The sequence below is a fragment of the Brucella rhizosphaerae genome, assembly GCF_002252475.1.
Lineage (GTDB): Bacteria > Pseudomonadota > Alphaproteobacteria > Rhizobiales > Rhizobiaceae > Brucella > Brucella rhizosphaerae.
Genome location: NZ_NNRK01000017.1, coordinates 253,004 through 278,620, shown reverse-complemented (window position 1 = coordinate 278,620; position 25,617 = coordinate 253,004). Strand labels below are relative to the sequence as shown.

Below are 25,617 nucleotides of genomic sequence, written 5' to 3'. Positions count from 1 at the left end.
TCTTCCTTGTATAAAATACCATGCATTATGTTTAACCCCGCTGTGCTGGCGGGTTTAAGCTCCTTTTTAACGTCATTATTTCTTCATTCTTGCGCGAATTGGACATGCGCAACTTGCAGGCAGCGAACGACCCACAGAGAATGATTAGCGATTGGTGTGGCGTATTTATATAGACCATTTCCAGACATGTCCACCCACAGTCACGGATTCATCTTTGCGCGACCCGTCCCCTTGTTTGTTTTTGATGGGTTGCGCGACGAAATATGCGAACTGGCCGACGTATCCGATTATGAGAAATAGCCGGCCAGTCTGCCAATAATAGTAATCCTGTGAAAGCGCTGCACACGAGCGAGCTGCGACAAATATGCAATTAGCTGCGACATGAGGCAATTTGGTATTCGTAGAATATAATTTCGCTTAATTGCAGTAAATTTGTATGATTATACTTTTGCCTTATCTGACGTCATTTGCCAGAAAAATGGGCGCTGATCAAGCGATCCGCGCCCTTAAAATCCTCCCGCTCGAACCGGGATAAATTAGCTATTAACCATATATCCAATGAAGCCGGTAATGCGCCAACATTCACCGTGTCGACGGCAAAAATAAAGTGTCTGCCAATTCAGTCGATCATGCGTTCCATCTGCCTTGGCGATAGTCCCATCGAACTTTTTACGCGCAATAGCAACATCGCCATCAATATCAATCACGCTGAGATTCGTTGCACGAAACACGCCATCAGCCAGAGATTCGGCATATTCAGTCGCAGCGCTGTCGGCAGCCTGTCGTAACCATTCATCGCGATAAGCGGTCAGCGTTGGAAAGGCCGCGTTCCATTTATCTGGATTAGCATCACCATGGGCATGAATGCCCAGGAACCGCGCCTCATCAAAATCATTAGCAACAAGTGCCCAGTTCTGACCTACAAACGCCTTGATATCGCGGCGCACAAGCATTTCCCAAATCTGCTCACGATCCTTATCGCCTGCAAATGGATTGACGGCATCTTTCATACTGGTCCCCATTATTATTTCAGCTTTCCACGTGCAGCCACCGGCAATATGTCGATAACATCGTCGCCCGAGATGAGATGCACTTCATCGAAGAGATTTGAAACAACGCAAACATGGTCAGGAATAACCCGCACCTTGTCACCTACTTTCAATCCTGCGATATCGCCCTTGAGCGTGCCATGTTCCTCACTCAAGCCTGTGATACGTGCATCTGGCCTTCCAGCCAGTTCACCGAAATCAGCAAGCCCAAGCGTGTCGCTGGAAAGTGACTTTGAGCCGGCGTCAATGATTGCACGATCGGGTGTTGGATGGCTGACGATTGTTGAAAACACCGTCAATGCACAGTCATCGAGCGTTGCTGCGCCGTGGCCAACTTGATAACGGTCGAAATAAATATAGGTGCCGGGCCGATATTCCGTGATCACACTTTCCTTTGGAGAGCGCCACATATCTGGCGTGCCACCGCTTGAAATGGTTTCACACTGGATACCGTTCGCAGCCAGCACATCACGTGCCTCAACAAGCCATTGTTCGGCTTGCTCCGCTTTGCCGGTCGCCGGATAAGTCATCAGCCCACCAAACCTGAGCCCCTTGCTCTGATCGATCTGACGCGCGAGTTCCAGCGCCTCTTCTGGCGCCTGAACACCACAGCGTCCCATGCCAGTATCGCATTCAACCAGCACCTTGAGCGGGCGCCCTTCATTGGTGAAGCGCTTTTCCAATCCTTCGAGACTCGTAGAATTATCGACGGTGACAGAGATCGTGATGCGCTGATGAAGAGAAAAGAGTCTGTCGAGCTTCTCCTTGCCCAGAATATTATAAGGCAGAAAGATATCGACAATTCCCGCATCTGCCATAACCTCAGCCTCGCCGAGCTTCTGGCACGTAATCCCCACCGCGCCCGCCTCAAGCTGGCGTCGCGCAAAGAACGGTAGTTTATGCGTCTTTATATGTGGACGCAGCTTCACACCAACAGCATCGGCATGAGCTTGCGCCTTCATGATATTGGCTTGCACACGATTAACATCAATCAGAATTGCTGGAGTATCAATTTCGTGGACAGTTTTAGGCCGTGTCATTGGTCAGTCTCCCATCAGTCACCCAGGGGCAAGCGCGGATCGTCTATCTTGAGTGTGTTCAAACTGTGCTTGATGCGTCGCAGGCTCTCAAGCACTTTTGGCCCATGAACTTCAGCCGTCGCAGTTGCAATCATGTCCAGTATTGCCATCAAAGCAAAACGGGACGATGTCGGCTTATACAAGTTGCCGTCTTCAACGGCCTGAAACGGAATGACCGTATTGGCGGCCTTTGCAAGATCAGAACCTTGTGCGGTGATTGCAACCGTCTCCGCTCCATATTGCCGGGCCACCAAAATGGCCTCGACTACAGAGCGCGCATAACCTGACACGGAGAACGCAATCACCGTTGTCTCACGCGTTGCAACGGCTGCATACATGCGCTGTAACTGCCCATCCACCTGCGCCAGAACCGGAATACCCAGTCGGAACAGTCGGTTTTGCAATTCTGTCGCCATCATTGAAGAGATGCCGCCTGAACCAACGCAAAGCACCGAGCCTGAAACAGCAATCCGTTCCGCAATTTTCATGACAACAGACATGTCCAGATTATCACTGGCACGATGAATGGCGGCAACTGCTGCCTCTGTAACCGCGGAAGCGATACGTGCTTCGCGAACATCGCGGGCTGGCGCTTCTGCGGTCAGGTACTGACCACCAATTGCCAGCGCCTGTGCCAGAAAAAACTTGAAATCACGGACACCATCGCAGCCCAGACCACGACAAAATCGCGTGACCGTCGGCTCACTTACTTCGGCCCGAGCCGCTATTTCAGATATAGCGGCTTTGGATGCGTAATCAGGATCTGACAACACCAATGCAGCCAGTCGACGGTCAGATTTTGACCCTTCCTGTGCTGCGGCATGAAGCCTTGTGATGATGTCTGCAACCTTGCTCATACGAGAATTACAGCGGTAAACCGCTTTCCTTATCAAAGAGATGAATGTGTTCGGGCTTTGCCGTTACAGGGACTCGCTCTCCCGGGGCAAGGTGAATACGCTCACGGAATACTGCTCGCACAGATTCACCAGCAATTTTCCCATAAACATGGGTTTCCGGGCCTGTTGGTTCGACGACCTCGATAGCAAGCGTGAGCCCTCCGCCGTCTTTCGCGACGATGAAATTTTCCGGCCTGATACCCAGTTCTGCGCCACGTTCCGATGTCTTGCGTCCCGGGGTAGCAATCTCTTCGCCGTCAGTCGTGCGGAACCTGCCGCCCTCAATCACCTCACCGGGAATGAAGCTCATTGATGGTGAGCCGATAAACCCTGCCACAAACTTGTTGGCGGGTCGGTCATAGAGTTCAAGTGGTGCGCCGATCTGCTGAATCTTGCCCTGGTTCATCACCACGATACGGTCAGCCATCGTCATGGCTTCGATCTGATCATGTGTCACGTAGATGACTGTCGACTTCAGCCGATGATGCAGCGCCTTGATTTCGGTACGCATCTGCACACGCAACTGAGCATCAAGATTGGACAAAGGTTCATCGAACAGAAACACCGAAGGTTCGCGTACAATCGCTCGCCCCATCGCAACGCGCTGGCGCTGACCGCCGGAAAGCTGGCGCGGATAACGGTCGAGATAAGAATGCAGATTGAGAATAGATGCAGCCTTGTCCACTTTCGTCGCCGTGGTCGAACTATCCTCGCCCCGAATGCGTGGACCAAAACCGATATTCTCCCGTGCCGTCATATGCGGGAAAAGTGCATAAGACTGAAACACCATCGCGATATTGCGTTTTTGCGGTGGCAGCTCATTGGCGCGTTCACCGCCAATAATGAGATCGCCACCGGAAATTGGTTCAAGTCCCGCGACCATACGTAAAAGTGTGGACTTACCGCAGCCAGACGGACCAACGAGCACCAGAAACTCACCGTCCTCAATCTCCAGATCAACGCGATCCAGAACATTCATCTGTCCGAAAGATTTGGTAATTCCACGCAGGGAAACATTTTTCATCACTCAGTTCCCACCTAAGATATCTTCAATAAAAGGTCTGCAACCAGCCATAAGCCCAGCATCAACAGGCAGAATTGTGCCCGTTATGCCGGATGCCCGGTCCGATGCGAGGAAGGCGACCGCTTCGGCCACCTCAGTAACATTGACAATGCGACCCAGCGGATAAAGCCGCTTGAGCTTGTCAAGAACGGCTGGGTCTTTCGCAATCCGATGATCCCATGCCGGGGTATGAATTGAACCCGGACAAACGACATTGGCACGCAATCCGTGTTGCCCATATTCAACCGCAAGAGCACGAGCAAAAGCATTGATGCCAGCCTTAGCCGCCGCATAGGCTGGATTGCCGAAATGCGAGAGCGCATTGACCGATGATATAAAAACAAAAGCGCTACGGCCGCTCGCCGCCATTTTCTGTGCCAGTGCCGCAGAAAATGAACAGACTCCGGTCAGATTAAGATCAATCTCCTGATTGATTCGCGCCTGATCCAGTTCGTCAAATGATTCAGCCCGGGTCCATCCAGCATTGTTGATCACAATATCCGGCACACCATCAGCATCTATGATGGTGTTTACGACAGACTGAAGCGTGTTGCGGTCAAGCAGATCGAATGCATGGCGGCTGTAAAAACTATCAGCCTGCATGACTTCCAGACTGGAATCACAACCGATAATTTTCGCGCCGCGTGATGAAAAAATTTTCACAAGCGCTGTGCCGACGCCGCCTCCGGCCCCGGTAATCAGTACGGATTTTCCGGCAAATTCGCCTGAATGCTCCACTCTCGTCCCCTTTATACAGCACTTTACGTGCATACTATTCAGACCAGCCTAAAAGTGAAAATGTAAGTTTGCAACAAAACTTTTTACTTGAAAGCGCGAAATTTGCCGATAATGTAAGAAAATAACAAAAATTATAACGTCTTCACATGAAGCATGGGCAAACAAGGGAACGGGAAAATGTCTATTAATAAATGGAAGGCCAGCCTTTTGGCTGGATTGAGCATTCTGGCACTTGGTTCGGCGGCACAGGCTGGCGAAGTGCGTATGACGGTCGCTGAATACAGCTCGAAGACCGGCCCATACTTTGAGGAAGTCAAAAAGGCTTTTGAAGCCGCAAACCCTGGAATCACGCTCAATTTCGAGATCGTGCCATGGGACGTACTTCTACAGAAACTGACCACCGACATTTCAGCAGGCACCAATGCCGATCTTTCGATCATCGGCACACGCTGGCTGATCGACTTCGTACAGCAGGGCATTGCCGAGCCACTTGATGGCTATATGGATGATGCATTCAAGGGACGTTTCATCGAAACATTCCTGTCGCCTTCTGTGCTGGAAGACAAGACATACGGCCTGCCGATCGCGGCATCCGCTCGCGCCATGTATTACAACAAGGATCTGCTTGAAAAGGCAGGTGTGGCCAATCCTCCTGCAAACTGGGATGAAGTGAAGGCTGCCGCAGAGAAGATCAAGGCACTTGGTGGTGAAAACTATGGTTTCGGCCTTCAGGGCAAAGAAATCGAAACCGATGTCTACTTCTATTACGGCATGTGGTCCTATGGCGCCGAAATCCTCAACAAGGATGGTACTTCTGGCCTGAGCACACCTGGTGCGCTGGAAGCTGCCAAGCTTTATAAGTCGATGATCGACGACGGCCTGACTCAGCCAGGTGTCACTTCCTATGCTCGTGAAGATGTGCAGAACCTCTTCAAGCAGGGCAAGGTCGGCATGATGATCACCGCGCCATTCCTGTCAAACCAGATCAAGGAAGAAGCACCAAATCTGAAATATGGTGTGACTGCAATTCCTGCTGGCCCAACAGGCGCTCGCGGTACTTACGGCGTGACAGACTCGGTTATCATGTTCCAGAATTCCAAGAACAAGGAAGAGGCCTGGAAGGTTCTCGACTTCCTGTTCCAGACGGAGTGGCGCGCCAAGTTCACACAGGGTGAAGGCTTCCTTCCTGTGAACAAGGAAGAAGCGAAGATGGATTATTACGTCAATAATGCCGATCTCGCTGCTTTCACTGCCCTGCTCCCTGATGCCCGCTTTGCGCCAATCATTCCGGGCTGGGAAGAAATCGCCGACATTACGTCCAATGCGATGCAGAGCATCTACCTTGGTCAGGGCGCACCGGAAGCCGTTCTTAAGGAAGCTGCCGCCAAGGCGGATGCAATCCTGAAGAAGTAATCCCATCACCCCGGCAGTGGACGAAACTGTAGACAGTTTGAACTGTTCTGCTGCCGGGTCCCTTTTATTCCGTGGAATTTTTGGCCGATGCAAAATCGCACCCTGCCCTATTTTCTGATCTTGCCAAGCCTGCTGCTGGCTGCGGTAGTGATCTTCTGGCCGGTCGTGCATCTCTTTGAGATCGCCACCCATGATGTGAACCGTTTCGGGCAATTGCGCGATTTCAACGATGGCGCAAACTTCACTGCCCTTTTCGCATCAGCCGATTTTCTGAACGCATTATGGCGAACCGCCGTATGGACGATAGCCGTTGTCGGTGGCGCACTTGTCGTATCGATACCAGTTGCGATCATCCTGAATATGGATTTCTACGGCCGTTCCGTCGCACGCGTTATCGTTATGCTGCCATGGGCTGTCTCCTTGACCATGACGGCAATCGTCTGGCGCTGGGCGTTGAATGGCGAAAGCGGGATGCTTAACTCGGCGTTGCGCAATCTTGGCATTATAGACAGCAACATTCAGTGGCTTGCCAGCGCCACAACCGCCTTTCCAATGCAGGTTCTCGTTGGCATTCTGGTGACTGTGCCGTTCACCACCACGATCTTCCTCGGCGGCCTGTCGTCCATTCCCGATGATCTTTATGAAGCCTCTTCACTGGAAGGCGCCAGCCTCTGGCAGCAGTTTCGTGAAATCACCTTGCCCTTGCTCAAGCCGTTCGTGAACATCGCAATCGTGCTCAACACGATCTATGTGTTCAACTCGTTCCCGATCATCTGGGTAATGACGCAGGGTGGACCGGCAAATACGACAGATATTCTCGTAACCCACCTTTACAAGCTGGCTTTCAGACTCGGAAAACTCGGTGAAGCCTCAGCAGTCTCGCTGATCATGCTCGCCATCCTTCTGGTTTTCACAGCCTTCTATATCCGGCTATCCATGCGGAGCGAACGCACATGATCGCATCCAAAATCAAACGCACAATCCTTGCCTGGATCATCCTCGCTCCACTGATCGTGCTGACGCTGTTTCCTTTTGCGGTCATGTTTTTGACCGCAGTCAAACCACCACAGGAAGTTCTGTCACCGACATGGTGGCCGAGTGAATTCCGCTGGCAGAATTTTTCTGAAATGTGGGTGCGTACCGGCTTTGGCAATGCATTGCTGAACTCGTTCTATGTCTCGATCATTGCGTCAGTTGGTGCGATAGTCGTCTCCATTCCGGCGGCATATGCCATGTCGCGCTTTCGCTTTGTCGGTCACGGCGCTTTTCGGCAGTTCTTGCTGATTTCGCAGATGATATCGCCAATCGTGCTGGTACTCGGCCTGTTTCGCCTGCTTGCCGCTTATGGATTGATCGAGAGCGTGACCGCTGTTGGCGCCATTTACATGGCTTTCAATATCGCCTTCACCGTCTGGATGTTGCAAAGTTATTTCGACACCATTCCCAAAGACCTTGAAGAAGCTTCATGGATGGAAGGTGCTGGCCGTTTCAAAACGCTTGTCAAAGTGTTCCTGCCGCTCTGTATACCTGCCATCGCCGTAACCGCGATCTTCACTTTCATCAATGCATGGAACGAATTCGTGGTGGCGCTCACCATGTTGCGCAGCCAGAGCAGCTATACGCTTCCCATTCAGGTTTTCTCGCTGGTCGCTGGCCGTTACACCGTTGAATGGCACTATGTCATGGCTGCAACGCTTGTCGCCACTCTCCCCGTCGCGATCCTTTTCATATGGCTGCAGCGCTACCTGATCAAAGGTCTATCGCTGGGCGCTGTAAAATAATCGGAGTTCAACATGTCCAAAAAACAGGCATTCGGTGCATCACATGTGCCGCTTTCCCCTGCCGTGCGCGCTGGCGATACCGTCTATATATCAGGACAGGTGCCAATGGGTGCTGATGGCAAGATCGTAGATGGCGGCATTGAAGTCCAAACCGCGCAGGTGCTCGAAAACATTAAAGCAGCCCTCGCTCTTGCTGGAGCGAGTATGGAAGACGTGGTCAAGACAACCATCTGGCTCGAAGATGCGCGTGATTTCGGACGTATGAATGCGATCTACGCAACCTATTTCCCCAAAGACCCGCCAGCACGTACCACGGTTGAATCCCGACTGATGATTGACATCAAGATCGAGATCGAAGCCATCGCCTACGCACCGCAAAAATAGACCGGGCAGACCATATGCGCATTTTCACCGCGTCGCTTGCTACTGAAACCAATACTTTTTCGCCTGTCCCAACCGACCGTGCGTCGTTTGAAATGGCTTTCTATGCGGCACCGGGCAAACACCCCGATACGCCGACGCTGTGTTCATCGCCAATCGTGGCATTGCGCAAACGAGCAGCTGCGGAAGGACTAACTGTCATAGAAGGAACAGCCACATGGGCTGAACCAGGCGGTTTGTTGCAGAAACAAGCCTTTGAAGAACTGCGTGATGAAATTCTGGAGCAGTTGAAAGCCGCAATGCCAGTCGATGCCGTCGTGCTTGGCCTGCATGGGGCCATGGTCGCGCAAGGCTATGACGATTGCGAAGGCGATCTGCTGGAGCGTGTGCGTGCAATTGTTGGACCGGACATTCTGGTGGCCAGCGAATTTGACCCGCATAGTCACCTGACACAGAAGCGGGTCGAAAACCTGAATATCTACGCCGCTTTTCTCGAATTTCCTCATACGGATTTTTATGAACGTGGCGAACATGTTGTGTCGCTGGCACTGGATGCGTTGAAGGGCAAAATCAAGCCTGTCATTTCCACTTTCGACTGCCGCATGATCGGAGTTTTTCCGACTAGTCAGGAGCCGATGCGCTCGTTCATCGATCGCATCAAAGGGATGCATGGCAAGGACGGCATTCTATCCATCTCTGTCATTCATGGTTTCATGGCAGCCGATGTTCCTGAAATGGGGACACGCATTCTTGTCGTCACAGACAATGATCGCGCAAAAGGTGATGCTCTCGCAGAAAAACTGGGTCGCGAGCTTATCGGTATGCGCGAGCAGACATTGATGAAGATGTATAGCATCGATGACGGCATCGACCGTGCAATTGCAGCCCATGCCGTCAACCCGGCAAAGCCTGCCGTGATTGCCGATGTATGGGATAATCCCGGCGGTGGCGTTGCAGGCGACGGCACCCATATTCTGCGTCATTTAATGGATCGCGGTATCCTGAAAGCTGCTGTTGCAACCATATGGGATACACTGGCCGTCACTTTCTGCCATGCGGCGGGTGAAGGTGCAGTGATTGATCTGCGTATAGGTGGAAAATCGGGGCCACAGGCCGGAGAGCCAATTGATGCCCGCGTGACAGTAATGAAAGTTCTGCCCGAAGGCTGGCAAAGCTTTGGCCTTAGTCGTGTGACGCTGGGACCATCAGCAGTTGTTCGCATTGATGGAACGGAGATAGACGTCATCCTCAATACCAATCGCACGCAAACTTTTGAGCCTGATATTTTCTCCAATATAGGCATCGATCCCATGCTTAAGGACATTCTGGTCGTCAAATCGACCAACCATTTTCATGCAGGGTTCGCGCCGATTGCGGCCGAGATCATCTACGTAGATGCGCCGAGTTCTTACCCGGTCAATCCACGGGCTACCGATTATCGAAAAATGACGCGGCCCATATGGCCGCGTGTCGATAACCCCTGGTGATAAAAAGCGCGGGAAATTTCCCGCGCTTTATTTTTAGTGTGCCAGGAATGTCGTTATGATCGGCACATAGGTGATCAGTCCCAGCAGAATGAACAACGCCAGATACATACTGAACGCCTGACGTGTAAAATCACCCACTCTGACCTTGGCAATATTACACACCATTAGCATGACCGTACCAACCGGCGGTGTCAGCGTGCCAATCGACAGATTCACAATGACGATAATACCGAAATGGACCGGATCAATACCAAGCGCCTTTACGGTAGGCATCAGGAGCGGAACCAGAACGATCATCAGGGCAGTGCCTTCGATCAGCGCACCAAGCACGAGCAAAATCACATTAATGGCAAGCAAAAATGCATATGGATTGCTGGTGAAAGTCGAAATGACCTGCATCAACGACTGACCGGCCTGCTCAAGCGAAAACACCCATGCGAGCGCCGACGACGCCATGATAACCAGCATGACCGAAGCTGTAGACTTGGCAGTTTCGATGAGTGAATCCACCACATGCGATACGCGCATTTCACGATAGATCACAAAGCCAATAATCAGCACCAGCGTCACCGCAACAGCACCAGCTTCTGTCGGCGTGAAGATGTTAAGGCGAATACCACCGATAATGGCAAGCAGGAGCAAAACGGCAGGCCAGGCAGATGCGAGCGTTGAAGCAACTTCAGCGCCGGTCATGCGCCGGTCGCGGCTTGGCTTGTAGCCACGCTTCACGGACGTCAAATAAGCCGCGATCATCAAAATGACCGCCCCCAGAATACCCGGCACGATGCCAGCCATGAACATCTTGCCGATAGAAACGTCCGCAATCAGACCATAGATGATCAGCGCTATACCCGGAGGAATAATAGGAGTAATCAGCGAGCCGGCTGCTGTAACCGCGCATGAAAACGCCTTGTCATAGCCACGCTTGACCATTTCCGGCACCATCATACGGGTCAGCATGGCGCTGTCTGCAAGATTGGACGCACTGACCCCGCCCATCAGGGTCGAAACCATGATGTTGGTGAGTGCCATGCCGCCGCGCATACGGCCGACAAGAATATCTGCAACTTTGATCAAACGCTCGGCAATACCCGTATGCGACATCACAGTGCCGAGCATGATGAAGAATGGGATAGCGAGTAGCGACGTGTTTTGAGCCGGACTGATGAAACGCTGAACTGCGATTGCAATCGGCATCTGGTTGAAAAAGATAAAATAGGTAAAGACCGCGATCAGAATGGCCACGTAAAGGCGCATATTCAGCGCGATCAGCGCCAGCATAATCAAAACGATAGTGGTCAGGTTCATGCCTTGCCTCCCGCAAAAGCGGCGCGCAAGGTTTTGAAAGCGCCAGTAAACATGTAAAGAGCGATGATGACGAAACCGACGGGTACTGCGATGTCGATCCAATAATAGGAAATCCGCAGCACGTCAGTCACCTTGAACTGAGCGGCTACCGACAGCTTGTATCCGGCATAGGACACATAGAGCAGAAACAGACCAGAAAGGATCGAGATGATTGAATTAATCACATCGCGGACCTTTTCAGGCAGAATTTCCACAAGCATCGGAATAGCAAGATGCTGGTTGTCACGTTCCGCTGCGACACTGCCAAGCATGATGATCCAGATCATCAGCAAGCCGGAAATTTCTTCTGTCCATTGCAGCGGCTGGTGAAGCCAGTAGCGCATCACTACTGCAACATTAAACAGCGCAAGCAGAATGAACAGCGGAGCAGCAGCAAGCCAGTCGATCAGTTTTTCAAAAATTTTCATCGGATTAGATTCCATGCAGTTGCCGTGCCGCAGTCAAACTGCGGCACGGCAATATCCGAATTGAGATGGATCAGTTCTTCAGCTCTGCCTTGATCTTTTCGTAAAGACCTGGCGACCATTCTGGGAACTGAGTGTAGACCTTTTCAGCCAGCGCCTTGAAAGGAGCACGGTCGACATCGATCACTTCGACGCCCGCTTCCTTCATCTTTTCGATCATTTCGTTGTCTTTTTCGATCGTCAGCTTCTGGCTGTAGAGACCTGCATCATAGGCAGATTCATGGATCATCTTGAGTTGCTCTTCAGGCAGCGTCGAGAAGAAGGCTTCACCACCAACGATGAGAGCAACATTGGTCAGGTATCCGACCTTGCTCAGATATTTGGCTTCTTCCTGGAACTTCTGACCGTAAAGAACAGAAATCGGATTTTCGACGCCATCGATCACGCCCTGTGCCAGTGCCGGGAAGGTTTCGCCCAAAGGCATTGGAGTTGGGGTTGCGCCCATGGCTTCAAAAGTCTTGATCTGCATGACGTTGTTAGGCACGCGGATTTTCATGCCCTTGAGGTCTTCAGGCGTGCGGATCGGCTTCTTGGAAATGATCTGGCGAATACCGTAAAGATAGTTCGGCATTACGATGTGAATGCCTTTCTTCTTCAGATCTTCGCTCTTCTCTTTGAACCAAGGGCCGTCATAAACTTTGAAAAGCTGTGCCGGATCATCTGTCAGGAACGGGCCATAAAGCACGCCGAGGTCCGGATCATATTCTGCCAGAAAGCCAACGTCGGAAATGGTCACGACGTTGAGGCCCATCATGGCCTGTTCGGTCACGTCCTTCTTGGAACCGAGCTGCGAGCTTGGATAAAGCTCAAGCATGATTTCGCCGTTGCTGCGCTTGGCGAGATCGTCTTTCCAGTAATGCATAACCTGATCAAAAGGCTCGCCGGGATTGTTTTCATAGGCAACCTTGATCGAGACATTGGCGGCATATCCCGCAATGCTTCCAGCCAGCAACATGCCAGCCGCGATCGCACCGGTAACAAACTTCTTCATGGGTATCCTCCCGTTAGGGTCCTTAACTTATGGCCAGAGGGCCGGTTTCCTCCGCACCATCTCCATACCGTTCCTTCCCTGGCATGGAGATGCGCTTCGATTTCAGTAGCGTTCGATAATGATCTTCAGAACGTTGCGGTCGCCATCCCAATAGGGCAGCGCCTGTTCGGCATCCTCAAAAGAAAATACCTTGGAGATAAGCTGATCTGCGTCACTCCCGAGCTTTTCCAGATGTGCGATGACAGCCTCGAAATCAGTGAGCGTCGCATTGCGCGATCCCATGATGTCGAGTTCCTTCAGATTGAAGAACTGGGTCTGATAGGTCACTGGTGACTTGGAATAGCCGACATAAACAACACGGCCAGCGAAGCCTGCCAGATCAACAGCTTGCGTGAAGGTAATCGGCAATCCGACTGCTTCAAAAGCCACATCAACGCCATCGTCGCTGGTCAATTCCTGGACTTTGGCGACCACATCCTCACCGCCCGGGAGAGCATGCGTTGCACCTAACTTCAGAGCCAGTTCACGCTTTTCCGCACTTGGATCAATCGCGATAACCCTGGCACCGCGCGCAACCGCACCGATCAGCACGCCCATACCGATCATGCCACAGCCCAGAACGGCAACCGTGTCCCCAGCTTCAACTCGTCCACGTTCCACGGCATGAAAACCAACAGAAAGTGGTTCAACCAATGCCAGATGACGTGGTGCCAGGCTTTCGTTCAGAATTAGCTTCTCGGCTGGCAGAACGATCTGTTCAGCCAGTCCACCATTCTGCTGTACGCCAAGTGTCTTGTTATAACGACAGGCGTTCAAACGGCCTTTGCGGCACGACGAGCAGGTGCCACAATTGGTGTAAGGCAGAACGATAACACGCTTGCCCTTGGCGTAAGCAGCGCTCACACCCTCACCTGCTTCGATGATCTCGCCACCAATTTCATGACCCGGAATACGGGGAAGTTCCACGAGCGGATTAAGCCCCTTGAACGTGTTCAGGTCACTGCCGCAAAGTCCCACATGACGCACGCTTACACGGACATAACCCGGCAAGAGAGGTGCTTCGGGAATTTCAGCAAAACGGGTAACGTTTTCGCTCTCTATACGCAGAGCTTTGACCATCGAAATATTCCTGTCAGTCGTCATTGAACTAAAGAGGCAGATCAGGTTACGGCGCCAACCTGCCAAGGTACGAATTCGTTATCGCCATAGTCGTAAATTTCGCTGAGCGTCTGCTCACCGGAAGCGACTGCGATAATGTGTTCAAAAATGCGCGTACCGGATTCTTCGATGGTTTCGTCGCCCGTGACGATGCCACCACAGTTGAAATCCATATCTTCCTTCATGTGTTCGTACATTTCGGAATTGGTTGCGATCTTGATACAAGGCGCTGGCTTGAAGCCAGATACCGACCCGCGTCCCGTGGTGAAACAGATCACATTGCAGCCGCCGGCAACCTGCCCGGTCACAGCAACCGGATCATAGCCCGGCGTATCCATGAAAGTGAAACCCGGTTCAGTGACGGTTTCAGCAAACTCATAGACGGCCTTAAGCGGCATTGATCCGCCCTTGGCGACCGCGCCCAACGACTTTTCGAGAATGGTAGTCAGGCCACCAAGCTTGTTTCCGTGCGATGGGTTATTGTTGAGTTCATCACCGTTGCGAGCGGTATAATCGCGCCACCAGTCAATGCGCTGCAGCAGTTTTTCGGCGACCGCTGGCGTAACAGCACGGCGTGTCAAAAGGTGCTCAGCGCCGTATATCTCGGGCGTTTCTGCCAAAACAGTAGTGCCGCCATTACGGACAATCAGATCGGAGGCATAGCCCAACGCCGGATTGGCAGAAATGCCGGAATAACCATCCGAGCCGCCGCATTCGAGTGCTACTTTCAGCTTCGACAAAGGCTGCGGCGTGCGTTTGGCAGAATTCACAAGTGGCAGCATTTCCTTGATTTCTGCTATCGCATGATCGATGGTCTTGCGAGTGCCGCCGTGCTGCTGGATCGTCATGGTGCGCAGGCGTGCGCCTTCTTCCATGCGATAATGTTCCATAATCGGCGCGATCTGATTGGTTTCGCAACCAAGGCCGATCAGCAAAATACCGCCGAAATTTGGATGCTTGGCGTAGCCCTGAATGGTGCGGGTCAACAGGCGATAGCCTTCCGACTTGGTGTTGATCGCGCAGCCACTGCCATGCGTCAACGCCACCACGCCATCGACATTCTCGAAGCCTTCGAGACCGCCCATGCGATTAAAATAATCTGCGATATAGCGCGAAACCGTGGCCGAGCAGTTCACCGACGAAATGACGCCAATATAGTTACGTGTACCGACACCGCCGAAACCGCGATCATAACCCATGAACTGGCGGCGCTCTGCTTCCGGCAACATCCCACGCTCTTCGATATCGACCGAAAACTGATGCTCGTGTTCGGACGGCAGCATAGCGAGATTGTGCAGATGAACATGCTCACCGACAGCAATGTCCTGAATGGCAACGCCAATCACCTGACCATATTTATGCACTTCTTTGCCGGCCGAGATGTCGCGCAAAGCCACCTTGTGACCGCGCCCGATCAGATCGCGTGCGATGATATCGCCAAGCCCAATCGGGTCGCCTGCACGGACCGAAATACGCGCGACCGCCACATCGTCGGACGGATGCAAAAGGATTACCGGCGTTACAGCCGAGACAGCCTTATCGTTCATTGTTCTGACCTCACTCCCAAAACCGCCACAGCGACCAATATGAGCCTCATTATCTGGGCTCGTTTTCCATCCATCGCTGCTTTGATGTATCCAAATGCGTTCGCATCGCTGCCTGCGCCAGAAGCGGATCCTTCGCTTCAAGGCCTGCAAAAATTTTCTCATGCTCCGCCAAAGCATAGGTCCATGTCTCGGCATTCTCGTAACGCGTACGCATCTGCGCCGTGAGCGGACTATGCCGCTCGTCAAACAGGTCACGTACAATACGTGTCACGACCGAATTACCGGACTGCTCAGCAATAATGAGATGGAACTGCCGATCCAGTTCAATAGGTTTGCGCCCGGCCTCAATCTGCAACCGCATGGCATCGAGGTTGCCGCGCAGGCGATCCAAGGCATCAAGCGTGATATGGCTGCAAGCCATGAGCACCGCGCTACCTTCGATCAATGAGCGCGCCTGCATGATTTCAAGCGGGCTTTCGCCAATCGATCCGCCTTGTGCTGGAAGCCGCGTTTCTTCAGCTGCAACATAGATGCCGGAGCCCATGCGAATTTCAACGTTGCCTGCAATTTCAAGGGCGATGAGTGCTTCACGCAATGATGGGCGTGACACGCCCAGCTGTTGCGCAAGTTCGCGCTCAGCGGGAAGCCTGCTTCCAGCCGGAAAATGCCCTTCGCGGATCAGCAGCCTGACCCGGTCGGCAATCTGTTGGTAAAGCCTCCGTGGTTCCACGGAGCCGATATGCTCACTCATGCTCTCTCCCAAATTGGCCTTACCATATTTTGAAGATGCGAAAAGTGCAATATCATCTATACTATTGTTATTGCAGCATATTGAGAGTTTTGTCAGTTTTGTCGCAGCACGCTTTAGATGGTTTTTAAAGAGTGGCTTGACCAATTTTACCCGCTAGAATAGCTATTCCAGCATATTCAAGGGAGGACTTCATGACCGATCAGCCATCGATTCTACAGTTCGGAACGAGCCGTTTTCTGCTCGGACATGCGGATTTCTTCATTTCGGAAGCGCTTGCAAAGGGCGACGCCATCGGCACAGTCGCAATCGTTCAAACCACCTCAAACCCAGAAAGTGCACGACGCATCGCAGCGCTTAACACTGGTGAAGGTTATCCGGTGATCATTCGCGGACTGACTGGTGGCGAAGCAATTGATGAGACCCATCAGGCTAAAAGTGTGACTGCCGCCTATTCGGCCCATACTGACTGGCAGGCGATCCGCACGCTGGCGGCCCAGGTTAAGGTCATTCTGTCGAATACGGGTGATAAGGGATTTGAGCTGGATGACAGCGACGACATTTCGCTGCTGACTGACACCGATCGCCTGCCGAAAAGTTTCCCTGCCAAGCTTCTCGTGCTGCTGCATCATCGCTGGCAGGTAAATCCAGATGCATCGCTGTCGATTTTCCCGTGCGAGCTAATCTCGCGCAATGGCGACAAGTTGCGTTCGATTGTGCTTGATCTCGCAGAAACGTGGAGCTTGCCCGAGGCTTTCACGCAATGGATTGAAAGCAACTGTGTCTTCGCCAACAGCCTCGTAGACCGCATCGTATCAGAACCAATTGATCCGGTCGGCGCTATTGCCGAACCTTATGCGATCTGGGCGATCGAGCAGGCCAATGGCCTGACTCTCCCCTGCACACATCCTGATATCGTTGTGACTGAAAACCTTGCGCTCTATGAACGGCTCAAGCTTTATCTGCTCAATCTCGGCCATACGTTCATTGCTGAGCAATGGCTGAACGGCAATCGTCCAAAAGACGAAATCGTGCTCGAAGCCATGCAGGACGAAACGATCCGCAGCGAGCTTGAAGCACTGTGGCGCGAAGAAGTCCTGCCAGTCTTTGCGGCTGATGGCCTTGGTGATCAAGCTGAAAGCTACGTGGCTTCCGTGCGTGAACGCTTCCTCAATCCGTTCCTCAAGCACCGCATTGCCGATATTGCTTCCAATCATGCGGAAAAGAAACAGCGTCGCTTTGCGCCAATCATTGCTCTCGCGAAGGACCTCGACCTCGATCTGGAGCAGCGTCGATTGAAAGCGGCTGTCGGCTGAGCCAATCGTTAAGATCAATTTCAGCCCGTTCAAGCGCGCTGAAATTGAGAAGTTTGCGTAAAAGCGCCACCGTTACCGCACGGGCCCGGAGGTTGAAACGCCCCTCATCCGGTTCGCCTTTGTCCTGATATACGCTAAGTTTTTCATAGAGTTGCTGCAATCTGTTCTGAACGCTTCTCAAAGAAAGATTGCGTCGACGCGCGATAACCCGATCAGTCAAACCGAGCGCGATATCAATCAGGATTTCATATTCGCTTTCGCTGAAACCGCTGGCGTGACCAAGGCTCTTTTGCTGCAAACCACGCACTTCGCGATCGATCACACATTGCGCTTCGACAAAAATGCTTCGCAACGCCAGCCGCAATTTGTCATCAGATGCCGACTTCAGTACATAGCCGTAGGCAGCCCCTTCCGGCACGATGCGCGAGACACCGCGCACATAAGCTTCGTCGGCATAGTTGGACCAGAACAGGATACGGGTCTCCGGATTTTCCTTCCAGATTGTGCGCGCGGCTTCGATGCCATTACGCCCGCTCATTTGTAAATCCATCACAATATGGGCGAAACGATGCATCCGTGCCAGCTTCTCGCCCGTCGAACCGTTATCAGCCTCCAGAACATCATTGCACTCCGGCAATGCCGCACGGATCGCTTCGCCCAGATAGGTGCGATGCAACGGATCATCCTCCACGATCAGAACCTGCATCCTACCCTCCAATTCTCTCACACATTTCCGGCGGCAGATGGATCGTCACGCATGTACCGCTGCCTTCCGTATTCTTTCTGATGGCAAAGCTTGCCGAAATCAGCCGCGCACGTGTTCGCATGTTGTCGATACCATGGCCAATACGCTGCGCCTGACGGTCCATACCAATCCCGTCATCCATTACCTCAACCAGAAGCCGGCCAGCCTTGTCACGAAGGCGAACACGGATTTCACCCGCTAGCGCGTGGCGGATCGCATTGTTGATTGCTTCCTGCACAATCCGAAAAAGCGAAGTTGCCACCGCCTCCTCAAGCTTTTCCGTCATGCCCTCGCTGTAGTCGTCCAGAAACCATTCGATTGCAGCCCCGCTCTCACGTATGGAACGGTCAAGATGGTTCTCCGTTGCCTGAGCAAAGCCAAAGAGCTGAAGCACAGAAGGCTTTGCTTCTTCAATGATTTGTCGCAAATCCTGCATACAGTGCTGTAAGCCGCGAAACAGTGGCTCCAGTTGCTCACCGGAAAGGTCGGGGGCGCGCGTCAAACGTTCGACATGACGTGCCAAACGGGTCAGGTCTGCCAGCGTCTGATCATGCAAATCCATGCCTATGCGATGCCGTTCAATCTCCAGCGCTTCGGTAAGCTTGAGGGCTCCAAAGCGTAATCCTTCTTCCCGTGCACGGGCTTCCGTCTCGACAATTGCTGAGCGTTTCGCTTGTTCGGCAGCCCGAATGGCGAAAAAATAAGGGGCGAGAAGATCGGCTATCGATTGGGCGTTTTCCACATCACGCGTCGTGTAGCAGCCGATCCTTAAACTGGAACAACTCAGCGCGCCGATAATATCACCCTGTGCTTTCAGTGGCACATGGAGGCGAGCTTTGAGATCATGTTCAATGATCGGCGTTGAGAATGATCCTTCAAAATGAAACCGGGTATCTGTACGCGCATCATCAGTCAGCAGATACTCAGCCTCTCCGGATAGGAGCGTGCGAATTGGGCTTCCTGATAAAAGCGCTGGCGGATTTCGGCTCCAGGCCGTCTCAATCCCGCTTTCATAGGCGATGTGAAACTTGCCATCGACCATCTTGATACAGACGTCCAGATGATCATAGGGCAGGATATGATTGATCTCGGCAGCAACCGATTGAATGATAGAATCGAAATCGAGCTGACCTGCCAGCAATCTCGAAATATTGAGATAATGGTCGAGCAAGCGCTCAGGTGCTAATTCCAGCAAGCGACTCTCCTCCCAAAGACAGATTGCTTTGCTTCTTATCATACGCCTTTTGTCGGGTGGCGCGTCTTGCGGGTTCCCGCAATTATGCTGCGGTAAACCGCACCATGGTTGCTTCGATCAGCCTTCACAGAGCAACGCATTTATTTCATTCTCGCTTCACCAGAAAATTGCCCACAAGACAATAGGTAATGTGGTGCGCAAACTGGGACCGTTGAGGAGCGGTCGTGCGGGAGGCTTCGCACAAAAAGAATTTCAAACGGACCGAAGCGTTGAGAACGCTGCGGCACCGCAAATTTGTAACTGGGAGGAATGAAATGAAGCTTGGGAAAATTCTTTTGGCATCCGCAGCACTCGCCACTGTGATGGCAACAGGCAGCGCATTTGCCGACACAGCGTCGAAGAAGATCGCTTTCTCGAACAATTATGCCGGCAACTCATGGCGTCAGGCCATGCTTCAAAGCTGGGACAAAGTAACGAAGGAAGCTGTCAGCGCAGGAACAGTTTCTGCAGCCGATGCTTTCACCACTGCAGAAAATCAGGCAACTGAGCAGGCCGCACAGATCCAGAATATGATCCTGCAGGGTTACGACGCGATCGTCATCAATGCAGCGTCCCCGACAGCGCTCAATGGCGCGGTCAAGGAAGCTTGCGATGCCGGCATCACCGTTGTTTCCTTCGACGGCATCGTAACCGAACCTTGCGCATGGCGCATTGCGGTTGACTTCAAGGCAATGGGTGAAGGTCAGGTCGAATACCTTGCTAAGCGTCTCCCAGAAGGCGGCAATTTGCTTGAAATTCGCGGGCTTGCTGGCGTTTCGGTCGACGACCAGATGCATGCCGGCATCGAAGATGGTGTGAAGAAGCATCCGAACTTCAAGATTGTCGGCTCTGTCCACGGCGATTGGGCCGCTGACGTTGCGCAGCGCGCGGTCGCCGGTGTGTTGCCAAGCTTGCCGAAAATCGATGCGGTCGTGACACAGGGCGGCGATGGCTATGGAGCAGCACAAGCATTTGCTGCCGCAAAGCGCGAAACGCCGATCATCATCATGGGCAACCGTGAGGATGAGCTGCAGTGGTGGAAACAGCAGAAAGAAGCCAACGGCTACGAAACCATGTCCGTTTCGATTGCTCCGGGTGTTTCCACGCTGGCATTCTGGGTTGCACAACAGATTCTCGACGGCAAGGAAGTCAAGAAAGACCTCGTTGTTCCATTCCTGAGCGTAAGCCAGGAATCGCTCGAAAAAGACCTCAGCAACACCCAGAAGGGTGGCGTTGCGAATGTCGAATATTCGCTTGAGGACGCTCAGAAGGTTATCGCGGAAGCGAAGTAAACCTTTTCTCTCAAAGAGGGTGGCATTGCCTATGCCTCCCTTTTCCTTCACCTCAAATACAGTTCGGGTGCATGTCTGAAACAATCGACAGAAGCGAAGTCGTCGCCGCGCGCAATATCCGCGTACAATTCGGTGCTGTGAAAGCACTGGATGGCGCCGATCTCGTGATTCACGAAGGCGAATGCGTTGGACTTGTCGGCCATAACGGTGCAGGCAAATCCACCATCGTCAATGTTATCAATGGTGGTCTTTCGCCTCACGAAGGCAGCTTATCCTATCACGGAGAAGCAGGTCATGGTGTGGTGACTGCACGCAAACATGGCATCCGCTGCGTCTTTCAGGAGCTGTCACTCTTTCCCAATCTGACGATTGCCGAAAATGTGCGCATCATGCAGCGCGACCTTAAGGGTTCAAACTGGCGCGGCAAGGCGGTCGAGCTCATTTCAAAGAAGCTGAGCGAGATTTTCCCCGGCCACAAGATTGATTGCTCCGCGACGATTGATGAACTTTCAATTGCCGAGCGGCAGATGGTTGAGATTTCCATTAATTTCACTGCCCCCAGCCTTGCACCCAAACTGGTTATTCTCGATGAGCCAACCTCATCACTCGACGCAGGAATTGCAGCCCAGTTGATGGCCTATGTCCGCAGCTTTGTTGGTACAGGCGGCTCGGTAATCCTGATCTCTCATATGCTTGGTGAAATTCTCTCAACTTCAGACCGCATCGTCGTGATGAAGGATGGCAAGGTTGTTGCTAATCGTGCCGCAAACGATTTCACAAATCGCAGCCTGGTCGAAGCCATGGGCAGCGTCGAACGTGAGAAAGCCGCACGGCGTGCTGCAAAGACCGATTCAAGTGGGAAACCTGTGCTCTCGTTTACCAAGCGCGCCAATGACGCCAAGCCATTTGAGGCTTTCAAAGGCGAAGTTATCGGGCTTGCCGGACTTGCTGGTCACGGCCAGACCAAGATGCTGCTCGATCTTTATTATGCTCGTCGGTCAAACTGGTTGCCTGCACGCACTTGCGAGCTAGCCTTCGTGGCTGGCGATCGCAGTCTCAACGGCACGTTTCCGCTCTGGAGCATTCTGCACAATCTCACCATCGGTTCGCTTGACCGCCTTTCATCCATGAAACTCGTTGATAAGAGCCATGAAGATACACTTGGCGCGCAGTGGAAAGACAAAATCCAGATCCGCACACCGGATATGGCAAACCGGATACTGTCCCTTTCCGGCGGCAATCAGCAGAAGGTGCTTTTTGCACGTGCGCTTGCGACAAGCGCCAACGCCATTCTGATGGACGACCCCATGCGTGGTGTCGATGTCGGAACCAAGCAGGAAGTCTATGAAATCCTGCGCCACGAAGCTGAAAATGGCCGAACCTTTGTCTGGTATTCCACCGAAATGGACGAGATTGAACTTTGCGATCGTATCTATGTTTTCCGAGACGGTGCGATCGTGACAGAGCTAATCGGCAACGAAATCACGGAAAAGAACGTGCTTGCTGCATCATTTGAAGGAGGACACGAATAATGCGTATTTCTTCCTCCTCACTTCGCCTGCTAACGCCGGTTTTCTCACTCGCTCTGCTTCTGGCTGCTGTTTTCTACATGCAGCCCCGTGCCATGAGCTATACCGGGCTTAACCTCCTGTTCAATCTGGCAGTCCCGATTGCACTCGCCACGATTGCACAAATGCTCATCATGGCAGTCAACGACCTTGACCTTTCGATGGGGACCTTTGTGAGCTTCGTAGTCTGCGTGGCCGCGACCTATCTCAATACCAATCCGGTCATTGGCGTATTGATCCTTGCCGCAGCCATTGCGACTTATGCAGCGTTGGGTGCGATCATCCACCTGCGCAATCTGCCTTCCATCGTTGTCACGCTGGGCATGAGCTTTGTCTGGGGCGGACTGGCCGTATTGCTGCTGCCGTCGCCCGGTGGTCAGGCGCCAGACTGGGCGCGCTGGGTCATGACCACCAAGCCACCATTTGTCCCCATGGCTATTGTTGCCAGCGTGCTAATAGCCGTCGTTACGCATTTCATTGTCATGCGAACCACGTTCGGCGTTCTTATGCGCGGTGCAGGTGGCAATGCCCGCTCCATCGAGCGTGCTGGCTGGTCTATCACGGCAATTCGCGCTGGAACCTATGCACTTGCTGCTTTCTTTGCCGTGCTTGCAGGTATCGCACTTGTCGGCCTTACGACTTCAGCCGATGCAAATATTGCACTGCGTTATACGCTTCTTTCCATTGCTGGTGTCATTCTCGGTGGCGGTGAATTCGTCGGCGGACGTATCTCGCCTATCGGTGCGGTAATCGGTGCGCTGACACTGACGCTCGCGGGTTCGTTTCTCTCCTTCATGCGCATTTCACCAGACTGGCAAATCGGCGCGCAAGGCGGAATTCTCATCGTTGTTCTGGCCCTGCGTCTCTTCCTCAATCGTCTCGATAGCCGTGGGAAAAAGCAATGACCGCAATTTCTGTTCTCACAAGCCGTCCATGGATTTGGTCTTTCGTTGCGACTATCGCGGTCTGGATTATCACCGTTCTGTTTACAGGCGGAGCCGGAGCCCACGGCTTGTCCTACGCAGCTTTCACATTCGCATCCTTTTCCGTGATTGTTGGCCTCGGACAGATGTTCGTGATCACGCTCGGCCCCGGCAATATCGACCTGTCTGTGCCCGCCACCATGACGCTTGCAGCAACAATCGCTCTCAAGCTGATGGATTCGCAGGATAATATGGTTCTGGCAGGTCTGGCTGTTGCACTGCTGATCGGTCTTGGAATTGGTGTTTGCAATTATGCGCTTATCAAGTTGCTACGCATTCCGCCGATCATCGCAACCCTGTCGATGAGCTTCCTTATCCAATCGACTGCGATCTGGAGCAATCGTGGCCTGCGTGTAAAGCCGCCGGAAGTTCTGGCACAATTCACCACATCTTCGACGCTTGGCATACCTAACGTTGCCATAGTGGCTTTGGTCCTATCCCTGATCGGTTGGGTGCTCCTTAAAAGGAGCATCTATGGACGCTGGATTTCGGCCATTGGGCAAAATCCATTCGCTGCCCGCATGGCGGGCGTCCCGGTCGATGGAACGCGTTTCATAACTTATCTGCTCTGCGCGGTTCTGGCGTCGCTCTGCGGCTTCCTTCTTGCCTGCTTTTCGGGTGGAGCCGCACTCAACATGGGCGCTGAATACCTCCTTATGTCGATAGCCGTTGTCATCATCGGTGGCACTGCTGTTGCCGGTGGTGACTCCAACATCCCCGGAATTTGGGGTGCCGCACTCTTCATGTTCCTCATAGTCTCGATGCTCAACACCTACGGCTTTGGTGCCGGTGTTCGTCTTGTCCTGACCGGCCTCACCATCATTGCGGTGATTTTCCTCGCCAGCAGTCGCAGATCTGAGCGTTAAACAGCATTCCTGGAGTAATATTCTTGTCCCAGAATAATTCGATTTACGAAATCCACGACGAACGCTTCAAGCAGATGATCGTGGCAAGCGCCGATCTCGATGAACTTTATACGAGCTGTCGCTGGGCGGAAGGGCCGGTTTGGTTCAGCGATCATAACTGTCTGTTGTGGAGCGACATTCCCAACGAGCGTATCTTGCGCTGGGTCCCGGAAGGCGGAGTATCTGTTTTTCGGCAACCATCCAATTTCGCAAATGGTAATACACGCGACCGCGAGGGGCGACTTGTTACCTGCGAACACGGTGGTCGCCGCGTTACCCGCACGGAAGTAGATGGCAGCATCACTGTTTTGGCCGATAGCTATCAGGGCAAGAAGCTGAACGCACCTAACGATGTTATCGTGCGTTCAGACGGTTCGATCTGGTTCACCGATCCAACCTACGGCATCATGGCAGATTACGAAGGCTATAAGGCCGAGCCTGAACAACCGACCCGCAACGTTTATCGCCTCGACCCGAGCACCGGCGAGCTTGAGGCTGTCATTACCGACTTTCACCAGCCAAACGGCCTCGCTTTTTCGCCCGATGAAACAAAGCTTTTCGTTGCCGATAGCGCTTATAGCCATGATGAAAGTGCGCCGCGCCATATCCGCGTGTTCGATGTCATTGATGGCGGCAGGAATGTGACAGGCGGCAAGATTTTTTGTACCATCGATAGCGGACTGCCAGATGGTTTCCGTTTTGATACTGATGGCAATCTGTGGACCAGTGCTGGTGATGGTGTGCATTGTTTCTCACCGCAGGGCGAGCTTCTCGGCAAGATCAAGATACCGCAAACGGTGGCCAATGTGACCTTTGGCGGCCCTCGTCGCAATCGCCTCTTCATCACTGCTACAAAATCACTCTATGCGGTCTATCTGACAGTCACAGGCGCACAGCACCCTTGAATAAAGTACGGCGACCATCCGAAAAGGATGATCGCCGTTAAATAAAGCTCACATTAATTCATATGAAAAATTATATTAGCCACATGCCCGCTTTTGGTTCTGCCCCCGCAGGACAGGCATGCCAACATCTATACCTTATTCAAATCTGAACCATCATCATCCCTCCACAAAATCGTTCATGGAAACCGATTTAGGTTCACACACCCGGAACCGAAAATAACGACACAATCGCAATATGATTGCATCGATCACTTCGGTGACGCGACCTCGACCTTTCACAATCGAAGAGCACTTTTCCAAATGCGACAGACGGCGATATAAACAAACTGTCAATGAAATGGAAACAGTTTGTCAACAAAATAGCTCACAACACTGTGATAAACTTAACAAAAAGTGATAACTTTCACTAACTTAGCAGAAAATATCATAATGTATTTTAGTAACTTCTTTATTTCATGTAAATTTAACTTGTTCTTATTCTAAGAGAATTTTTAAAACCTATGAGA

The 25,617-nt window shown here is 52.4% G+C and carries 24 protein-coding genes; 11 read left to right on the top strand and 13 right to left on the bottom strand.

The genetic code is table 11. From position 1 onward, the window contains the following. Window positions 1–536 precede the first annotated feature (536 nt). The 5 genes from CEV32_RS03420 to CEV32_RS03400 are packed head-to-tail and all read right to left on the bottom strand — an operon-like array spanning window position 537 to window position 4,825. Entirely contained in the window at window positions 537–1,010 is a 474-nt protein-coding gene (locus tag CEV32_RS03420) for a hypothetical protein (RefSeq protein WP_094574475.1), read from the bottom strand. 14 nt (window positions 1,011–1,024) lie between these two features. Then, complete coding sequence (locus CEV32_RS03415) at window positions 1,025–2,089, bottom strand: D-TA family PLP-dependent enzyme (protein WP_094574174.1); 1,065 nt, start codon at window positions 2,087–2,089, stop codon at window positions 1,025–1,027. A 14-nt stretch (window positions 2,090–2,103) separates the two neighbouring features. Continuing rightward, entirely contained in the window at window positions 2,104–2,985 is an 882-nt protein-coding gene (locus tag CEV32_RS03410) for a MurR/RpiR family transcriptional regulator (RefSeq protein ID WP_094574172.1), read from the bottom strand. A gap of 7 nt (window positions 2,986–2,992) precedes the next feature. Next, window positions 2,993–4,048, bottom strand: a complete 1,056-nt coding sequence (locus CEV32_RS03405) for an ABC transporter ATP-binding protein (protein ID WP_094574170.1) — start codon at window positions 4,046–4,048, stop codon at window positions 2,993–2,995. Between the two features lie 3 nt (window positions 4,049–4,051). Continuing rightward, complete coding sequence (locus CEV32_RS03400; protein ID WP_094574168.1) at window positions 4,052–4,825, bottom strand: SDR family oxidoreductase; 774 nt, start codon at window positions 4,823–4,825, stop codon at window positions 4,052–4,054. 177 nt (window positions 4,826–5,002) lie between these two features. Between CEV32_RS03400 and CEV32_RS03395 the strand changes: the two genes are divergently transcribed. The 5 genes from CEV32_RS03395 (at window position 5,003) to CEV32_RS03375 (ending at window position 9,887) form a co-directional block, all read left to right on the top strand. After that, complete coding sequence (locus CEV32_RS03395; RefSeq protein ID WP_094574166.1) at window positions 5,003–6,238, top strand: ABC transporter substrate-binding protein; 1,236 nt, start codon at window positions 5,003–5,005, stop codon at window positions 6,236–6,238. 87 nt (window positions 6,239–6,325) lie between these two features. Further along, complete coding sequence (locus CEV32_RS03390; RefSeq protein WP_094574164.1) at window positions 6,326–7,195, top strand: carbohydrate ABC transporter permease; 870 nt, start codon at window positions 6,326–6,328, stop codon at window positions 7,193–7,195. Then, window positions 7,192–8,019: a carbohydrate ABC transporter permease gene (locus CEV32_RS03385; protein ID WP_167382731.1), complete on the top strand. Its 828-nt coding sequence runs from the start codon at window positions 7,192–7,194 to the stop codon at window positions 8,017–8,019. Before CEV32_RS03390 ends, CEV32_RS03385 begins: the two co-directional genes overlap by 4 nt. 12 nt (window positions 8,020–8,031) lie before the next feature. After that, a complete protein-coding gene (locus tag CEV32_RS03380) occupies window positions 8,032–8,403 on the top strand; it encodes a RidA family protein (protein ID WP_094574162.1) in 372 nt (123 codons plus the stop codon). Between the two features lie 14 nt (window positions 8,404–8,417). After that, complete coding sequence (locus CEV32_RS03375; RefSeq protein ID WP_094574160.1) at window positions 8,418–9,887, top strand: M81 family metallopeptidase; 1,470 nt, start codon at window positions 8,418–8,420, stop codon at window positions 9,885–9,887. 33 nt (window positions 9,888–9,920) lie between these two features. Here the strand turns inward: CEV32_RS03375 and CEV32_RS03370 are convergent, their stop codons facing one another. The 6 genes from CEV32_RS03370 to CEV32_RS03345 all read right to left on the bottom strand — a co-directional run bounded on the left by CEV32_RS03370 (window position 9,921) and on the right by CEV32_RS03345 (window position 16,166). Next, window positions 9,921–11,195 carry a TRAP transporter large permease gene (locus tag CEV32_RS03370; protein WP_094574158.1) on the bottom strand — a complete coding sequence of 425 codons (1,275 nt, stop codon included), beginning with the start codon at window positions 11,193–11,195 and terminating at the stop codon, window positions 9,921–9,923. Then, complete coding sequence (locus CEV32_RS03365; protein WP_094574156.1) at window positions 11,192–11,662, bottom strand: TRAP transporter small permease; 471 nt, start codon at window positions 11,660–11,662, stop codon at window positions 11,192–11,194. Before CEV32_RS03365 ends, CEV32_RS03370 begins: the two co-directional genes overlap by 4 nt. Window positions 11,663–11,732: 70 nt before the next feature. Further along, window positions 11,733–12,710 carry a C4-dicarboxylate TRAP transporter substrate-binding protein gene (locus CEV32_RS03360; RefSeq protein WP_094574154.1) on the bottom strand — a complete coding sequence of 326 codons (978 nt, stop codon included), beginning with the start codon at window positions 12,708–12,710 and terminating at the stop codon, window positions 11,733–11,735. Window positions 12,711–12,812: 102 nt separating this feature from the next. Beyond that, the gene (locus CEV32_RS03355; RefSeq protein WP_094574152.1) at window positions 12,813–13,829 is read right to left on the bottom strand and encodes a zinc-binding alcohol dehydrogenase family protein; all 1,017 of its coding nucleotides are present in this window, start codon (window positions 13,827–13,829) and stop codon (window positions 12,813–12,815) included. A gap of 41 nt (window positions 13,830–13,870) precedes the next feature. Beyond that, a complete protein-coding gene (locus CEV32_RS03350; RefSeq protein ID WP_094574150.1) occupies window positions 13,871–15,415 on the bottom strand; it encodes a UxaA family hydrolase in 1,545 nt (514 codons plus the stop codon). A 49-nt stretch (window positions 15,416–15,464) separates the two neighbouring features. Further along, on the bottom strand, window positions 15,465–16,166 hold the full coding sequence (locus CEV32_RS03345; protein ID WP_094574148.1) for a FadR/GntR family transcriptional regulator: 702 nt from the start codon (window positions 16,164–16,166) through the stop codon (window positions 15,465–15,467). 191 nt (window positions 16,167–16,357) lie between these two features. On the opposite strand from CEV32_RS03345, the gene CEV32_RS03340 reads away from it, so the two are divergent. Then, the gene (locus CEV32_RS03340; RefSeq protein ID WP_094574146.1) at window positions 16,358–17,479 is read left to right on the top strand and encodes a mannitol dehydrogenase family protein; all 1,122 of its coding nucleotides are present in this window, start codon (window positions 16,358–16,360) and stop codon (window positions 17,477–17,479) included. Here CEV32_RS03340 and CEV32_RS03335 read toward each other — a convergent pair. Then, window positions 17,412–18,185, bottom strand: coding sequence for a response regulator transcription factor (locus CEV32_RS03335; protein WP_094574144.1), 774 nt, complete (start codon window positions 18,183–18,185; stop codon window positions 17,412–17,414). The two genes, CEV32_RS03340 and CEV32_RS03335, sit on opposite strands and share 68 nt — an antisense overlap. Window position 18,186: 1 nt before the next feature. Further along, the gene (locus CEV32_RS03330; RefSeq protein WP_094574141.1) at window positions 18,187–19,419 is read right to left on the bottom strand and encodes a GAF domain-containing sensor histidine kinase; all 1,233 of its coding nucleotides are present in this window, start codon (window positions 19,417–19,419) and stop codon (window positions 18,187–18,189) included. A gap of 314 nt (window positions 19,420–19,733) precedes the next feature. Between CEV32_RS03330 and CEV32_RS03325 the strand changes: the two genes are divergently transcribed. The 5 genes from CEV32_RS03325 (at window position 19,734) to CEV32_RS03305 (ending at window position 25,111) form a co-directional block, all read left to right on the top strand. Beyond that, entirely contained in the window at window positions 19,734–20,750 is a 1,017-nt protein-coding gene (locus CEV32_RS03325; protein WP_094574139.1) for a substrate-binding domain-containing protein, read from the top strand. 71 nt (window positions 20,751–20,821) lie between these two features. Continuing rightward, entirely contained in the window at window positions 20,822–22,282 is a 1,461-nt protein-coding gene (locus tag CEV32_RS03320) for an ATP-binding cassette domain-containing protein (RefSeq protein ID WP_094574137.1), read from the top strand. Then, on the top strand, window positions 22,282–23,223 hold the full coding sequence (locus tag CEV32_RS03315) for an ABC transporter permease (protein ID WP_094574135.1): 942 nt from the start codon (window positions 22,282–22,284) through the stop codon (window positions 23,221–23,223). The genes CEV32_RS03320 and CEV32_RS03315 overlap by 1 nt, the downstream gene beginning before the upstream one ends. Further along, the gene (locus tag CEV32_RS03310; RefSeq protein ID WP_094574134.1) at window positions 23,220–24,167 is read left to right on the top strand and encodes an ABC transporter permease; all 948 of its coding nucleotides are present in this window, start codon (window positions 23,220–23,222) and stop codon (window positions 24,165–24,167) included. The genes CEV32_RS03315 and CEV32_RS03310 overlap by 4 nt, the downstream gene beginning before the upstream one ends. A 74-nt stretch (window positions 24,168–24,241) precedes the next feature. Next, window positions 24,242–25,111: an SMP-30/gluconolactonase/LRE family protein gene (locus CEV32_RS03305; protein WP_094574471.1), complete on the top strand. Its 870-nt coding sequence runs from the start codon at window positions 24,242–24,244 to the stop codon at window positions 25,109–25,111. Window positions 25,112–25,617 lie beyond the last annotated feature (506 nt).

Excerpts from the sequence above, each read along its gene's own strand:
- CEV32_RS03420 (WP_094574475.1), bottom strand. The coding sequence starts at position 1,010 with ATGAAAGATGCCGTCAATCCATTTGCAGGCGATAAGGATCGTGAGCAG.
- CEV32_RS03415 (WP_094574174.1), bottom strand. The coding sequence starts at position 2,089 with ATGACACGGCCTAAAACTGTCCACGAAATTGATACTCCAGCAATTCTG.
- CEV32_RS03410 (WP_094574172.1), bottom strand. The coding sequence starts at position 2,985 with ATGAGCAAGGTTGCAGACATCATCACAAGGCTTCATGCCGCAGCACAG.
- CEV32_RS03405 (WP_094574170.1), bottom strand. The coding sequence starts at position 4,048 with ATGAAAAATGTTTCCCTGCGTGGAATTACCAAATCTTTCGGACAGATG.
- CEV32_RS03395 (WP_094574166.1), top strand. The coding sequence starts at position 5,003 with ATGTCTATTAATAAATGGAAGGCCAGCCTTTTGGCTGGATTGAGCATT.
- CEV32_RS03390 (WP_094574164.1), top strand. The coding sequence starts at position 6,326 with ATGCAAAATCGCACCCTGCCCTATTTTCTGATCTTGCCAAGCCTGCTG.
- CEV32_RS03385 (WP_167382731.1), top strand. The coding sequence starts at position 7,192 with ATGATCGCATCCAAAATCAAACGCACAATCCTTGCCTGGATCATCCTC.
- CEV32_RS03380 (WP_094574162.1), top strand. The coding sequence starts at position 8,032 with ATGTCCAAAAAACAGGCATTCGGTGCATCACATGTGCCGCTTTCCCCT.
- CEV32_RS03375 (WP_094574160.1), top strand. The coding sequence starts at position 8,418 with ATGCGCATTTTCACCGCGTCGCTTGCTACTGAAACCAATACTTTTTCG.
- CEV32_RS03370 (WP_094574158.1), bottom strand. The coding sequence starts at position 11,195 with ATGAACCTGACCACTATCGTTTTGATTATGCTGGCGCTGATCGCGCTG.
- CEV32_RS03365 (WP_094574156.1), bottom strand. The coding sequence starts at position 11,662 with ATGAAAATTTTTGAAAAACTGATCGACTGGCTTGCTGCTGCTCCGCTG.
- CEV32_RS03360 (WP_094574154.1), bottom strand. The coding sequence starts at position 12,710 with ATGAAGAAGTTTGTTACCGGTGCGATCGCGGCTGGCATGTTGCTGGCT.
- CEV32_RS03355 (WP_094574152.1), bottom strand. The coding sequence starts at position 13,829 with ATGGTCAAAGCTCTGCGTATAGAGAGCGAAAACGTTACCCGTTTTGCT.
- CEV32_RS03350 (WP_094574150.1), bottom strand. The coding sequence starts at position 15,415 with ATGAACGATAAGGCTGTCTCGGCTGTAACGCCGGTAATCCTTTTGCAT.
- CEV32_RS03345 (WP_094574148.1), bottom strand. The coding sequence starts at position 16,166 with ATGAGTGAGCATATCGGCTCCGTGGAACCACGGAGGCTTTACCAACAG.
- CEV32_RS03340 (WP_094574146.1), top strand. The coding sequence starts at position 16,358 with ATGACCGATCAGCCATCGATTCTACAGTTCGGAACGAGCCGTTTTCTG.
- CEV32_RS03335 (WP_094574144.1), bottom strand. The coding sequence starts at position 18,185 with ATGCAGGTTCTGATCGTGGAGGATGATCCGTTGCATCGCACCTATCTG.
- CEV32_RS03325 (WP_094574139.1), top strand. The coding sequence starts at position 19,734 with ATGAAGCTTGGGAAAATTCTTTTGGCATCCGCAGCACTCGCCACTGTG.
- CEV32_RS03320 (WP_094574137.1), top strand. The coding sequence starts at position 20,822 with ATGTCTGAAACAATCGACAGAAGCGAAGTCGTCGCCGCGCGCAATATC.
- CEV32_RS03315 (WP_094574135.1), top strand. The coding sequence starts at position 22,282 with ATGCGTATTTCTTCCTCCTCACTTCGCCTGCTAACGCCGGTTTTCTCA.
- CEV32_RS03310 (WP_094574134.1), top strand. The coding sequence starts at position 23,220 with ATGACCGCAATTTCTGTTCTCACAAGCCGTCCATGGATTTGGTCTTTC.
- CEV32_RS03305 (WP_094574471.1), top strand. The coding sequence starts at position 24,242 with ATGATCGTGGCAAGCGCCGATCTCGATGAACTTTATACGAGCTGTCGC.